Origin of the sequence: Paenibacillus yanchengensis (assembly GCF_042684845.1) — a bacterium.
Classification (GTDB): Bacteria; Bacillota; Bacilli; order Paenibacillales; family Paenibacillaceae; genus Pristimantibacillus; species Pristimantibacillus yanchengensis.
On sequence record NZ_JBHUMH010000008.1, the window covers coordinates 17,154 to 31,924 of the forward strand.

12 protein-coding genes and 1 pseudogene are annotated in these 14,771 nt (G+C 43.5%); 12 read left to right on the forward strand and 1 reads right to left on the reverse strand.

Going from position 1 to position 14,771, the window contains the following annotated elements; translation table 11 throughout:
- The first annotated feature begins 44 nt into the window (after positions 1-44).
- The 4 genes and pseudogenes from yghU (at position 45) to ACFSTH_RS02085 (ending at position 2,830) form a co-directional block, all read left to right on the forward strand.
- A complete protein-coding gene (yghU, locus tag ACFSTH_RS02070) occupies positions 45-830 on the forward strand; it encodes a glutathione-dependent disulfide-bond oxidoreductase (protein WP_377775434.1) in 786 nt (261 codons plus the stop codon).
- A gap of 744 nt (positions 831-1,574) precedes the next feature.
- Positions 1,575-1,946 (forward strand): RhuM family protein, encoded by a 372-nt coding sequence (rhuM, locus tag ACFSTH_RS02075; RefSeq protein ID WP_377775436.1) that lies wholly within the window; start codon positions 1,575-1,577, stop codon positions 1,944-1,946.
- Positions 1,947-2,126: 180 nt separating this feature from the next.
- Positions 2,127-2,258 (forward strand): annotated as a pseudogene (gene rhuM / locus ACFSTH_RS02080) (RhuM family protein); the annotation flags it as partial.
- A gap of 137 nt (positions 2,259-2,395) precedes the next feature.
- Complete coding sequence (locus tag ACFSTH_RS02085; RefSeq protein WP_377775438.1) at positions 2,396-2,830, forward strand: GNAT family N-acetyltransferase; 435 nt, start codon at positions 2,396-2,398, stop codon at positions 2,828-2,830.
- Positions 2,831-2,913: 83 nt separating this feature from the next.
- On the opposite strand, the gene ACFSTH_RS02090 is transcribed toward ACFSTH_RS02085, so the two are convergent.
- A complete protein-coding gene (locus tag ACFSTH_RS02090) occupies positions 2,914-3,384 on the reverse strand; it encodes a peptide-methionine (S)-S-oxide reductase (protein ID WP_377775440.1) in 471 nt (156 codons plus the stop codon).
- A gap of 302 nt (positions 3,385-3,686) precedes the next feature.
- Here ACFSTH_RS02090 and ACFSTH_RS02095 point away from each other — a divergent pair, with 302 nt between their 5' ends.
- The 8 genes from ACFSTH_RS02095 (at position 3,687) to ACFSTH_RS02130 (ending at position 14,692) form a co-directional block, all read left to right on the forward strand.
- Positions 3,687-3,878 (forward strand): hypothetical protein, encoded by a 192-nt coding sequence (locus tag ACFSTH_RS02095; RefSeq protein ID WP_377775442.1) that lies wholly within the window; start codon positions 3,687-3,689, stop codon positions 3,876-3,878.
- Between the two features lie 485 nt (positions 3,879-4,363).
- Positions 4,364-5,974, forward strand: coding sequence for a response regulator transcription factor (locus tag ACFSTH_RS02100; RefSeq protein ID WP_377775444.1), 1,611 nt, complete (start codon positions 4,364-4,366; stop codon positions 5,972-5,974).
- 17 nt (positions 5,975-5,991) lie between these two features.
- Positions 5,992-7,902, forward strand: coding sequence for a cache domain-containing sensor histidine kinase (locus ACFSTH_RS02105; RefSeq protein ID WP_377775446.1), 1,911 nt, complete (start codon positions 5,992-5,994; stop codon positions 7,900-7,902).
- A 202-nt stretch (positions 7,903-8,104) separates the two neighbouring features.
- Positions 8,105-9,043, forward strand: a complete 939-nt coding sequence (locus ACFSTH_RS02110) for an ABC transporter permease (protein ID WP_377775448.1) — start codon at positions 8,105-8,107, stop codon at positions 9,041-9,043.
- Positions 9,040-9,921, forward strand: coding sequence for a carbohydrate ABC transporter permease (locus ACFSTH_RS02115; RefSeq protein ID WP_377775450.1), 882 nt, complete (start codon positions 9,040-9,042; stop codon positions 9,919-9,921). Before ACFSTH_RS02110 ends, ACFSTH_RS02115 begins: the two co-directional genes overlap by 4 nt.
- Positions 9,922-10,187: 266 nt before the next feature.
- Positions 10,188-10,538, forward strand: a complete 351-nt coding sequence (locus tag ACFSTH_RS02120) for a hypothetical protein (protein WP_377775452.1) — start codon at positions 10,188-10,190, stop codon at positions 10,536-10,538.
- A gap of 8 nt (positions 10,539-10,546) precedes the next feature.
- The gene (locus ACFSTH_RS02125; protein ID WP_377775454.1) at positions 10,547-11,950 is read left to right on the forward strand and encodes an extracellular solute-binding protein; all 1,404 of its coding nucleotides are present in this window, start codon (positions 10,547-10,549) and stop codon (positions 11,948-11,950) included.
- 81 nt (positions 11,951-12,031) lie between these two features.
- A complete protein-coding gene (locus ACFSTH_RS02130; RefSeq protein ID WP_377775456.1) occupies positions 12,032-14,692 on the forward strand; it encodes a family 78 glycoside hydrolase catalytic domain in 2,661 nt (886 codons plus the stop codon).
- Positions 14,693-14,771: the final 79 nt, after the last annotated feature.

Sequence of the window (14,771 nt, forward strand, 5' to 3'; positions counted from 1 at the left end):
GAAGTAGAATAAAGAGAAGAACAAATAGTAGGAGGAATGTTAAGATGTTGAAATATGAATTACCGGAAGTGTGGCAGTGGGAAGAAGAGAATTCAAACAGAGGCGGCAATCGTCCGACAGCAGGTGTTCGTTTTGAACAGACATTACCGGTTGGAGAGGCTCCGTTGCAACTATATTCACTGGGAACTCCGAATGGTGTTAAAGTGACAATTATGTTGGAAGAGTTAAAAGAGTTGGGTGTAGATGACGCAGACTATGATTTGTATAAAATCAATATTGGGGAAGGCGAGCAATTCGGCTCAGATTTCGTCAAGATTAATCCTAATTCTAAAATCCCAGCAATGGTCGATCAAAGTCAAAACACACCTGTGCAAATATTTGAATCAGGGTCCATTCTTCTTTACCTAGCAGAGAAATTTAATAAGCTTATACCGACAGATATTCATGGCCGTACTGAAACTCTTAATTGGTTATTTTGGCAAGTTGGCTCAGGGCCTTTTATTGGAGGAGGGTTTGGTCACTTTTTCGCATATGCACCAGAGCCAATCAAATATCCGATCGACCGCTATACGATGGAAGCGAAACGTCAACTGGATTTACTCGATAATACTCTGGCTGAGCGTCCTTATGTAACCGGGGATACCTATACCATTGCAGATATTGCCATCTGGCCTTGGTATGGACAATTAGCCTTAGGAAAGTCATATAAAGGGTCTTATGAATTTTTGAATTTGGACGAATATCCAAATCTCTTGGAATGGTCTCGCCGTATTGCAAAGCGACCAGGTGTTCAAAAAGGACTGGACGCAAAGTATCAACCGATCAAATAATTTAAGAAAAAGTATTGATAGAAATTGATACAAATTGATAGGATCTTTTGAAAGTTAGTAACTGAAAAGATAGCAGCTTAAAAGTTAGCCTTTAGAAGATATGCCGTGGTGAATTGAACTGAACTGACTGTAGGTTATGTATATGTTTAAGAGGCACACTAGGGCATGTTATCTGCCATCCCCACCCAAGCCATGTGGAGTTGGTGTCGCAGATCATTTCGAAGGAAGAAGCAGGGACCGATAAAGGTTCTCCTGCTTCTTTTTCATTTGTTCGGCGCGGATAAACGGTAACTCTAGATCTATAGAAAATTTTATTTAGTGGATTTTATCGTAGATTGTTACAAATGAAATTTCAATTTCTATACCTCAATAGAGTCGTCAATAGTGTCATTTTTTGCAGGAATGCAACCTCATCTTGCGAATTGGGATAATATTCACTATTACCAAGTTCATTGCTTTCCTTTCACCTAAATTCAGTGTGTTTTCTTCACTTGAAGATAAGATTGTTTCCTTTAAGAGAAATCTTAGCCGGCATCGTTATGGCATACTAGATTTGGATGATACGGGACAACTCCGTGATATTATTACTCCAGTCAGCTCTGATTATGCAACACTAGCACATAATAAAAAAGTACAGGGATTGTCTAAAATCAAATATCGAAATGTTTGCGTGATGCAATATATGAACTGGCAGAAAGTTAAGTGAGCCAAGCTGTTCCATAAGTATATAGATGGGAGCGTATTATGAACGAAATACAATTTCTAATGTATGAAGCTGATGAAAGAGTAGAAGTTCTTGTTCAAGATGAAACGATTTGGGCTACCCAAAAAACAATCGCTGAACTATTCGATGTTGGAGTTCCAGCAATTAACAAGCACTTAAAGAACATTTTTCAGTCAGGAGAATTAGATGAAAAAGTGGTTGTTTCCATTTTGGAAAGTACCACTCCACACGGTGCTGTGGAAGGAAAGACACAGACGAAAACAGTTAAATATTATAATTTAGATGCAATTATATCTATTGGCTACCGTGTGATTTCACAAAAGGCAATCAAGTTCCGTATATGGGCAACCGATATCTTAAAAGATTACATTCTCACCTTGTTTCAAAGTTGATGTTCAACGTATGAAACAAGGTGAGAATGTTTTTGGTAAGGACTACTTCCGTGAATTGATTTAAACTGTTCGTTCCATTCGGGCAAGTGAACGACGCATATGGAAATAAATCTCAGATATATTTGCGGAAATTTCATACGACTATAATAGAAATGCTGAGATTACTAAAAGTTCTATTCAACAGTTCAAAATAAGTTTCATTATGCGATTACAGGTAAAACAGCTGCTGAAATTGTGTATAACGGTATTAATAAAGACAAAGAACATATGGGACTTACATTTTGGAAAAATTCACTTAAAGGTCGCATCTGAAGATCAGAATGAGTAGTCAGGCTAAAAGACAACACAAAATGAACAAGATTATTATACAAACAGAAAGAACTTATTTGCGGCACTTAACAACCGAAGATGCAGAAAACTTCTACAGGCTAAATCTCGATTAGGAAGTTTTGAAATATACAGGTGATAAATCATTTGCAAGTATAATTGAAGCCAAAGAATTTTTAAAAGCTTATGACCAATATGAAAAATATAATGTTGGACGACTTGCTGTAATTAACAAAACAGAAAATAGATTTATTGGATGGTGTGGACTGAAATACTCCCAAAATGTGAATGAGTATGACATTGGTTTTCGATTTTTCAGAAAATATTGGAACAAAGGTTACGCAACAGAAACCTCAAAAGCGTGCATTGATTTTGGATTTAGGAAACTTGGATTGAATAAAATTATAGGAAGGGCAATGAAAGAAAACATTGCGTCCATCAAAGTTCTAGAAAAAATCGGGTTGATTTATATGAAAGATTTCGACTTTGATAGACATAGTGGAGTGATTTATGAAATAACAAAAAACAAATATGAACAAACAATCGCCAATCGCTAGCAATAAGGCGGGACCAAACAACACATGGATAGGAACTGGAATTCTTCATAGTATATCCAAGCTGATTACTAGCTTGGATTACCTTACTTATATTTGTTTAATAGTGTTTCTGGAATATGACAATAATCATCAGGACATCTGGCTAATCTATCTTGATGTTCTTCTGCACTTTTTACATAGTTTTTAAGTGGTAATACTTCAACGGCGATAAGGTCGTAATCATTTCTCTTACGCAGAAATTCGTTCGCTTCTTCTAAGTGAACAGGATTTTCACTATAAACTCCTGTTCTATATTTCTCACCAATATCCTGTCCTTGCTTATTTAGACTGTAAGGATCTATGATTTCAAATAAATATTCCATTAATTCCGTAATTGTGACAACTGCTGGATTAAATTCGGTCTTCACACATTCGGCATAGCCATCATAATCACCACTAAGTGTCTGACTAGTTCCATTAGCTCTTCCCGCCTCTGTATGTACAACTCCTGGCAATGTTTTTAAAAAAGCTTGTACTCCCCATAAGCATCCACCTGCTAAATAGATTACTTCCATATTGACTCTCCTTTATGTTAAAAATATCAAAAATTTTATTATAAGTTGCATCCATTTCATCATATCAATTATAACGCATGAGGTAAAATATCGTTCCTAGACAACTATTATTATTTTTTGATTGAATTGATTAATATTTGATATTCTCTTCAATAGATATGTTTATGAAAAAGGTTCCGCTATACTTAAAGTTAATTTATGGTGCAAGGTATGGTAAGCAAGCAGAAACATATACATAACGGATTCATTATGGCTGGGCATTTTTCTATCGGATAAAGTGTTGACGACAGAGGAAGGGATTTATGATAGAGCTGAATTTTTTGATCGAGATGTATTGGAACAAATCAGGTGATTTGCATGACTTGGAGCAAGCGAGATTAATGAATATGATACAAACAGAACTGAAAAAGTCACAATTAATTTGGATTGAAAAGAAAACGTTTTTATTATCGAGTTTACGTACTGTTTCGTCGAACTGGACACTCGCACATTAGATGCTTTTAATTATCATGCAACAAAAATGGGAGCGGCTAAGCGGGAAGCTGTATGGATGTTATTAGCTATAGATATTATGAAAATAGAATCGTTGGATAATTAAAGTGATTCTATTAGACTTGGTGAGGAACTACTATAAATCTACTAATAAGGGGTATGAATAGAAAAAGAAACATATGAATTGAGAAAAGATGATAATAATATCGTTTCACTTACCATTAACAGACGTGGTAACGGGAAAGATGAACAAGTAGTTTATTTTCTTAAGAATGATGAGGGCACTTTTGTTTTTAAAGTGATACTTTCAATAAATCGTTTCTTAAATGGGTAATCCTGCTTATTATATATCTATATCATGATATTGAGAGTAAACGCTGTTGTAGTCACTGCCGGTTTATTTCTTTTAGATCTTGGTAGGAGAACGATGAGTGTGGAGATGATATGGAGAAAAATTTGAAAATCTATACATATTGGAGGCGTTTACATGTACAAGGTTATGGTTGTTGAAGATGAATTGCTTGTGCGGCTCGGGTTGATCAACTCCATCGACTGGAGCAAGTTCGGGATGGCGGTCGTGGCCGACGCAGCGGATGGTAAAGCCGCTTGGGAGCTATATACGAAGGAGAAGCCGGACGTGGTGATCACCGATTTGCGGATGCCTAGAATGGACGGAATTACACTGATTACGAAAATAAGGGAAAAGGACAAGACCACCCGTGTCATCGTATTGTCATGCCTAGAGGAGTTTGACCTGGCTCGCAAGGCGATGTCGCTTGGTGTGTCGGACTATATTCTGAAGTTGACGATGACTGAAGAGGAGATGGAGGATGTACTGCGCAAAACGTACGATGAGCTGAGCCAGAACACAGTACCGGAGGATAGTCGATCGACCACAATTGCCGCTGTTGAGACTGGACTTGTGAAAGAGAAGATGCTGAAAGACTTCCTGTTCTATAACGTCTATTCGGTTGATGAATTCACGGATTTTGTTGAAAGGTCGGGGCTACGACTGAGTGAGACAAGGCTTGTGCTGTGCACGATAGAAATAGACCATTATCAGGTTCTCTGTAATAAATTCCAGGACGAGCAAGGGCATCTGATCAAGGTGACGCTTCTCAACATTTTGGAGGAAATAATGGCGATTTATCGAAGAGGGGAGGCATTTTATCTCGATGAAACACATTATACCGCCATCTTCAGCTTCGCTGACATCACGAGCGAGCAGGCTATCACGCAGCAATTGTACGGGATATTGGGCAAAATCAGGGAAGTCATTGGAACGTATTTCGGAGGATCAGTCACGTTCGGGCTGAGTGGCGTACAGAGCGGATATAGAAGCTTGCCGAGCTTGTATACGGAATCTAGGCAGGCGCTTAATAAGAAATATTATGTGGGAAGTGGGCTTATTCTGACTGGCGATACTCGTTTCAGCGAGACGAAATTGCGGGAGCGGATCGAGGAACTAAAGCATATTCCCTTTCTCGGTCAATTGTTCGGTGAACGTCATGCAGCCGAGTATGCGCGCCGAATTGATCGGCTGGCGGAAGCTTTGTTTGCGGGCAAAGAGACGGTATTGATTTTGTTCAACCAACTTTTGCAATGGGTCGCTTCTGCTCTTCTCTACAAGGACGAAGCCTGTACGCAGGCGCTCATGGACTACAGCCGCAAGCTGAATAATTGTGAAACAATGATGGAAATGACCGATGCTTTTACGATGTACTTGAACGACATTGTGGATATTGTCCGCAAACGAAGGCTGCTCAGTAAGGAAATCGCACATGCAATTCAATACATCGAGCGGAATTACGATGAGGATCTTAGCCTACAGCAGGTGGCCGATCACGTCAGCTTAAGCTTCAGCTATTTGAGCAACTTGTTCAAGAAAGAACTGCAAATTACTTTCGTCGAATATTTGAACAACTTCCGTATTGAACGAGCCAAGGAATTGCTTACCGGTACCCCCTTAAAGACGTATGAGATTGCCCAAAAAGTCGGATTTTCCCCAGAAAGCACTTATTTCAGCAAAGTATTCAAGAAGACGACGGGTCTTAGCCCAAACGAGTTCCGCAGACAGCGGCAAACTGAATTCGAATGAAGGATGGGTGAGAAGAGATGGAATCTTCACAAGGTCCAAGCAAGACGCGGAAGCTTCGCGGGCAGAGGTGGCTACGTCACATTTGGCCAGTCAAGGGTATGCATAGCTTACGTAAACAGCTAATCGTATATTTTACATTAATTTCGCTCGTTGTCCTTTCGCTAGGTTCTTATTTTAGTTATTCGCATATGCTGGAGATCATCAAGGGTCAGAATGAGAAGTATTTGTTTCAGCAGTTCCGTCAGCTCGACTATAACATGAACAGCATGATCAGCGATGTGGACCGGTTGTCGAAGTTGTTTTTGATTGATGATGCCGTACAGAAGTTTCTGGAAACGAATCTATACAGCAGTGAATTTGACGCAATTGAGACGACTAACAGCATAATCGGTCGCATTACGAGCTTTATTTCGAACTATAGCTATATCCAATCAATCTATATCGTGACCGAAAATCGCGGTCAAATCGGTGGGAGCTTCAAGACGACGCTTGTCAACACTGATGACGAGTGGATGGAAGAATATTTCCAATCAGAAGAATATTTAAAAACGCGAGACGTGTTTCCTCAAGTAGTTATTGGCGGGGGCAAGAAAGAATCGTTTTTCAATCCGTACATTTCATCCATACAGGATACCTCTATCATCAGTGTTATGCGAGGTGTAAAGCCAATCTATGATCAGCGTAAAAGCGCTACGCTCATCATTAATATTAATGAGCGATATCTCGCTTCTGTCTATTCTGCAGCGTTCGATGACAACGAGGGCGAAACCTATATCGTCGACGACCGAGGGGGAGTCGTTTCCAGTGGGGATGGACGGTTGATCGGCACGGTTAGTCCGTATTATGAGCAAATTCAAGTGGCAGGGGATTTCGGTAGTTTCGTGCCAACGGGAAGTGCTATGCAGGTGGTTTATTACAAGCTTCAGGGGGAGAACTGGTACATCGTCAAGGAGATTCCGTTGCAGTTGTTTTCTGAAGACATTTTATCTATGCAAAAAATGATTGTTTTCGTGTTTTTTATAAGTATGTTGCTCATTTACACCGTATCGCTCGCCTGGCTACGAAAAATTACGAAGCCGCTCAACAAACTTGCCGATAAGATGTTTGACATGAGTCGGGGGGAATTAGGAGTAACGATCACAAAAATTCCAAACAACGAATTCGGCATTGTCATCAGGCGATTTAATGAAATGTCGCTCAGCATCGTCGACTTGCTCCACAAAAATAACGAAATTCAGGAGAAGAAGCGGAAGTTCGAAATCGAGGCCTTACAGTCGCAAATCAATCCCCATTTTTTGTATAACACGCTCAATATGATCAAGTGGATGGCTTCTCTCATGAAAGCAAACCATATTGTGGCGAGCATCGTCGCCCTCGGCAATCTACTACGACCGGCTTTTAAAAGTACAAGCCCAATGTGTACACTCAGAGACGAACTTCGTTATTTGGAAAATTATATAAAAATTATAAATTGGCGGTTCAGCAACAGCGTGAATTTCATTCTGAATGTGGAGGAGCAATTTATGGACTGCCAAATTCCGCGGTTCATTCTACAGCCTTTAATTGAAAATTCGATCACATTCGGTATGCAAGACCATGAGCATGTGATCAATATTACGATCGAAGCGGCCTCATTGGATGACGATGTGGAAATCCTCGTGACGGATACAGGGAAAGGAATACAGCCGGACAAGCTGGCGGAAATTAACTCCAATTTGCAAGATGTGGAAGATGGTGTGCTGCGAAATAAGGAAGGCGGCATCGGTATTTACAACGTGAATCGGAGAATCAGGCTCCATTTCGGGGAGCGTTATGGCATCCGAATCGGCAATGCAGAAGAGAAAGGAACGGTGGTACGCATTCTTGTTCCGGAAGTACGTGACGACGGAGAGTCTATTCGTGAAGAATGGCCCGGCGGTCAGAATTAGGCGGAATTAGTTCGTTTTTAAAAAAAATTCAGCTTTTCCTTAATTTTTTCATCCTGTCAACTGCGTCGGTGGGCTTCGCTGCAAAGTGGACAATATTGTTCAGCGAATTCGCTAATTATTTCATTGGGCCATCTATAACAGGAATGTATGATGATATTAATGCATCGACAGCATTACATGTTAAAAGGAAGGAGAGTGTTGCATGCAGATAGGAAACGTTGTTGCTTCCTCAGTGATCACGGTCAAGAAAAATTGGAGAAGAGGCGGCTTAAAGCTATTTCTGATGGCCATTCCTTTTATTGTAATTGTTTTTGTTTTCAGTTATATTCCTTTGTTCGGCTGGATTTACGCTTTCTACGATTACTTGCCGGGTATTGCGCTCAGTAAAACAGAGTTTATCGGTCTGGACAATTTCCGCGAGATGCTATCGGATGGCGAGATGACGAGGGTAATGATCAATACGTTAGTGCTTAGTTTCCTATCGATTCTATCCTCACCCCTTCCCCTCGTGCTGGCTGTTTTGCTCAATGAGGTGAAAGCGTCATGGTTCAAGAAATTAATTCAGACGACAACGACGCTACCTAATTTTACAAGCTGGGTTATCGTATTTTCACTGGCATTTAGCCTGTTTTCATCCGAAGGTCTAATCAATCAATTGCTTATGAAGGCTGGACTTATCAATGATCCGCTTAATGTGCTCGGCAATGAAAGGATAGTCTGGATATTTCAAACGTTGCTCGGCATCTGGAAGACGATCGGGTGGAGTGCGATTATTTATTTAGCGGCGATCGCAGGCATCGACAGTGAACTATACGATGCAGCCAAAGTCGACGGCGCGGGTCGTTTGAAGAGTATACTGCATATTACACTTCCCGGTATTAGCTCAACGTTCTTTGTGCTACTACTGCTGGCAATTAGTAATATGTTGTCGGCGGGTTTCGAACAATATCTGGTGTTTTATAACGTTATGGTTGCAAATAAGATCGAAGTGCTTGACCTGTTCGTATACAGGCTCGGACTTATTACGAATGATTATTCCTATTCGACGGCTGTTGGTATTTTCAAATCTGTGGTTAGCATCGTTCTGTTGTTTTCAGTTAACCATATTTCACGAAAAGTCAGGGGGGAAAGCATTATATGAGAAACGTTAAATCGGGATTGTTGTTCGATCTGTTGAATTATATATTGCTTAATCTGCTTTTTATCGTTACGTTGTATCCGTTTTATTACATCTTCATTTATTCAATCAGTGATCCAACATTGGCACAGAAAGGGATTGCGCTTTTGCCAGCGGGGTTTTCACTGGACGCTTATAAGAGCGTTTTTATGTTGAAGGGGATGAAAGATGCGGCTCTTATTACTGTGCTCAGAACCGTCATTGGTACGACATTGACCATCATTTGCTGTTCATTCTTTGCTTACATCATTACGAAGCCAGAGCTTCCGTTCCGCCGTATCATTTACCGGTTCCTGCTCGTTACGATGTATTTTAATGCGGGCTTCATTCCATGGTATTTGACGATGAAGTCACTACATTTGAACAATAGTTTTTTATTATACATTTTGCCATATGCGGTTTCGGCTTTCTATGTGATGCTGATCAAAACATTTATGGAGCAATTACCTCCATCGTTGGAGGAATCAGCGAATATCGATGGGGCGGGTTATGTAACTGTTTTCATCCGTATTATCTTCCCTCTATCGAAGCCGATTATTGCCACGATTACCGTTTTTGCGGCTGTGAATCAATGGAACACATGGATCGATAACTTCTTTCTGGTGGAAAATCCGAAGCTTCAGACGTTGCAGCTTATCCTTTACAATTATTTGAACCAGGCGAACAACCTTGCTACGAAGAGCACGATGGAACTGACGCGAGGGGTAAATGTGAATGTGATGACACCTGCCTCAATCCGCATGACGATTACAATGGTCGTCACACTGCCGATCATTCTTGTCTACCCGTTTATGCAACGTTATTTCGTGAAAGGTATTATGCTAGGAGCTGTGAAGGGGTAATTGGCTCCGATAAATATAGCATCGTAGAGATTGACGAATAACGGAAGTTATACCATGTTGCATTAGAAATACTTATCTTGATTAGCGAGTCTGTCGATTAATTGTGGGTAACCGATGATAAGCAATATGAAAATTAGGCTACAACAGTGGTCGGAATCCCATTCTTGATCGCAGTGGCTATTGCTATATTACCTATTCACAATTAATCGATAGTCTCTTAACACGGGTTAATCAATAGTTTTCAAATTGATGAGGAGGTCTTATTCATGCAAAGACGGGTTACACACAAGCTAGCCGCGATTATGCTAATTATGGCGATGGTGTTTGCGGCATGCAGTTCAGGAATGGGAAGCGGCAACGATACCGTGAAGATGGAAGGCAATCGGACACCGTCCGAGGATACGAGCGATGTGGCCAAGGAAGAGGTGAAAATCCGAGTACTCGTTCCGGAAACAGGGTCAAGGTGGAACATGTTTCCGGACAACGCTGTCGCCCAGGAAATCAAGAAGAAGACGGGAATTACCGTTGAATTCGTTGAATCGGACGAGAACAAATTCAAGGTGCTGCTTGCCGGTGGCGATCTTCCGGACATTGTTCGGGCCGACCCGGCCAAGTAGGCAAACAGTTGATCGAAGGCGGGCTCGTCATTCCGCTGGATGATTTGCTTAAGACCAATGGGCCGGACATTGCTAATAATATTAGCTCAACGCTGGATTTCAGCCGCAAAAACTGGAGTCAGGGACAGAATAAGCTGTACTTCCTGCCAGCGGAGGTTCAGGCGAAGCCGGTATCGTACTATCCGGACATCGGCATGGGCGCGTTGATTCGATGGGAATTTTATAAAGAAATCGGAGCTCCAGAGATAAGCAGCCCGGACGATTTGCTAAACGTGCTGAAACAAATCGTAGATAAGCATTCTACGACAGAAGATGGAAAGAAGATATATGGTGTATCGTTCTGGTCAGACTGGGGATTGTGGCAGTATGTTTTTCCGATGTTTTGGTACAAAGGGGAGCGAACCGACAATAGCGACTTTATGGTGAAGCAGGTCGGGGCTAAACAGTATACGAATATGTTGACGGACACCAACTCTACTTACTGGGAGGCGCTTAAGTATTACTACAAGGCGAAGCAGATGGGGCTGCTCGACCCTGACGCCTTGACGATGAAATCCGATGATTATTCGGCGAAAATGACGGCGGGGCAATACGTGTCGGGGATCGTGACGTGGGCGGTCGGCGAATTTAACAACAACAACGCGAAGGACGGCAAAGGCTTCGTGACCATTCCGAATACGGAAGGATTCTCCTTCTCCGGCGGCGTATCGCCTGCTGGTTGGGTAGATAAAACGTACGCGATTACGAAGAGCTCGAAGCATCCGGAGAAAGCGATGGAATTACTCAATTACCTATATAGTTATGATGGAGCGAGAACGATGCATAGCGGCGTCGAAGACGTACACTGGATGATGAAGGACGGCAAGCCACAATTGACAGACGAGGCGATTAAGCTCAAGTCTGAAGGTGGAGATGAGCTGTATAAAACGGGTATCGGATTAGATGCAAACTTCATCGGCTTGGGTGAGATGGTCACGCATCCTGGGGATGGCATGCAGCTTAACCTGTTCAATACACCGGAGGTGTACCAGAAGGGGATGACGGCGCTCCACAAAGATTTCAGTGATTATTACAAAGTCCCTTATCCTGGGAAGATATGGGAGGATCGACTTGAAGCTGGCCAATTAACGGATGCCAATACGGTATTGAAAGGCATGACTAACGAAGAGATTCTCGCAGAGAATACGATTGCGTTGCCGATCGTTCCGGACGATATGAAGAAGATAGAAGCCAGATTGAAGGACTTGGGCGCGAAGTATGCGGCGAATGTCATCCTTTCGAAGAATGATGCGGAATTCGAGGAGAATAAGAACAAGGCGATTGTAGCATTCAAGGATGCTGGGGCGGATCAATATACAGATTGGTATACGAAAGCGTACGCTGAAGCTAGAGTAGCGGCAGGCGCGAAATAGCGAGAGAGCCTCTGGTAGTTTATGCCGGAGGCTACTTGCTCTTGTACGAAATCAAAAAAATATTGTAGGAGGGATCAAGTATTGACATCACTAACCGATCATGCGGGTTTCGAAGATAGAAAGGCGATATGGATTGCAAAACCGACCATCGACCATAGGAGCTGGACTCGGTACAGAGTGGAAGTGAGCATCACGATTGAAACGGGAGGCGCAGGTATCCTGTTTGGAGTTCGCGACGAGAATGATTATTACGGCTGTGAATTGGATGCGGAAGCACGCGCTGTAACGGTCTATTCGCTCAAAGATGGTGTCCGCCGGGAATATGGTAAGGCGCCTGCACCAGAACTCGCGGTGCTGCCCGTGAATATCGAAGTATCCATTGTCCAAGGGATAGGCATGGTTCAGGTATCGTTGGATGGGCTTCTGGTATTGACGACTCAGATGCATACGCTCCAGCCCGGAACGATCGGCTTTAAGACCGAAGCGGGACAGTCAGTCGTATATCGTGGTTTGTGGGTTTACGACGCTGACGGCCGCGCACTGTATGTAAATCGGTTCTATGACCCGAGTACATTGCAGTTCACTGCGGGGCAGATCGATTCCTCTGGGAGACATCTTCGTCTTGACGAAAATACCGTATCCTTATGCGAGTCGCCGGTATCTATGGACAGCCCATTATTCCGTAAAGCGTTCATCGTTGCTGCCGATGTCATCAAGGCGGTTATTCGTGTCTACACGATAGGATGGTATGAACTGAGCATCAATGGGTGCAAAGTCGATAATCGTGTGTTGACTCCAGCCAATACGCCTTATGATCGCAAAATGCTATTCGACACATATGATGTGACGACTGCACTACAGCTTGGAGGCAACGCCATTGGGTTATGGCTTGGCAATGGCTACAATATGAATTATTCACCTTGGGGCTGGAAATGGAAGCGGGATAAAGCAGCGATTCTGGAATTGGATATTGAGTTGGCTGGTGGCACAACGCAGCGGATCGTGACGGACGAGACCTGGTTGACGACGAACAGTCCGATTCTCGTGAATGACATCTATGATGGGGAAACGTTCGATGGTCGAAAGGCACAACCCGGTTGGGACACGTTCGAATTCCAAGGCGGAGAGTGGTTGACGGCAGTTGCGGTCTCCCCGCCTGAAGGAACGCTGGAGCCGAATTCGCAGCCACCCATAAGATCGTATGAGCCGATCGAACCGGTGCGCATGCTAAGTCCGCGTAAGGGCGTCATCGTGTACGATTTCGGTCAGAATATCGCCGGCTGGATGAAAGTGCGGGTCGAGGGGCCGGCAGGAAGCAGGTTGACGTTGAAGTATAGCGAGTTGCTAGATTCGGATGGAAACATTGACCCGTGGACGAATCGACACGCGAAGGCGGCGGATGTCTATATTTTAAACGGTCAAGGGGTGGAGATGTACGAGCCGCGGTTTACGTATCACGGTTTCCGCTATGTGGAAGCAAGCGGTGAAGCGGAACTGATTCGCATGCAGGCGGTGCCAATCCACTCTGATGTTCGAGAGATTGGCCAATTCGCCAGTTCCGATGCTTTGCTTAATCAAATCCAGCGCAATATTCGTTGGTCGCTCTTGAATAATCTGGTCAGCATCCCAACCGATTGTTGTCAGCGCGACGAGCGAACACCTTGCCAGATGGATTCGGCAGTTGTCGAAGAAATGGCGATTCATCATTTCGATATGCAGCAGTACTATCGGAAATGGCTTGGTGACATTGAGGATAGTTTGGGCAATCCGGATTGGAGTGGCGACAAAGTGGCGCTCCCGTGGTACTTGTACTGGTACTATGGGGATGAGGAAGCTTTGCACAAATATTACGAGCCCATGACATCGTATATCGACGATCTGGCTGACCGGTGGCCGGATGGAATCGTTCAGGCAGGCTTTGGTGACTGGTGCGCTCCTAACGTAGATGGATGGGGAAATTATTTTCACGAAGTTTCGATCGTCAATACGTCGTTATATTACCGGCATGCTTCTATCGTGTCCGCCGCCGCCGGCGTGTTGCAGCGTAAAGAAGATCAGCAACGGTACGCAGCGCTGGCGATGCATATCAAACGCTCATTCCATGAGCGGTTCTATCAAGGTGATGGGGTATACGGAAGCGGTTCGCAAACCGCACAGCTGATGCCGCTTGCCTTCGACATCGTGCCCGAGGAACATATTGCGCAGGCAGTCCGCAGATTGGTCGCAGCCATTGCCACGAAGGGAAATCATCTCGATACGGGGATATACGGCACTCGTTATTTGATGGATGTCCTAGCCGATCACGGGCATATCGACTTGGCGTATGAAGTGCTGACTCAAGAAGACTATCCGGGATTCGGCTGGCAAATCGCACAAGGCGCGACCACCTTATGGGAGCAATGGAGTTTCAAAGGCGATATGCATTCGCATGATCATGCGATGTTTGGTGGGATCGGCGTTTCTTTTTTTACCCGGCTTGGCGGCATTGAACCGCTATCTCCTGGCTACGCGAAAATTAGTATCCGCCCTTGCGTACCGAACGGGTTAGCATGGGTTGTTGCGAGCATCGATACGGTAAAGGGACGAATTGTCTCCGCTTGGCGCAAGGAAGGCGATCGCCTTCATGTCGAAATCGAGATTCCAGCGCAAACGACGGCGGTTATTAAACTGCCTGCAGCAATCACTCCCGACACCGGGGAAGAGCATGAGGTAGGACCTGGCCGTTATCGATATACGGTGTGAAGCATGTCGGAAGTGAGAAGGTTTATTTTGAGTGGTTTGCTTGACAAACGAGAAGAGTGTGACATAATCCTATTAAAAA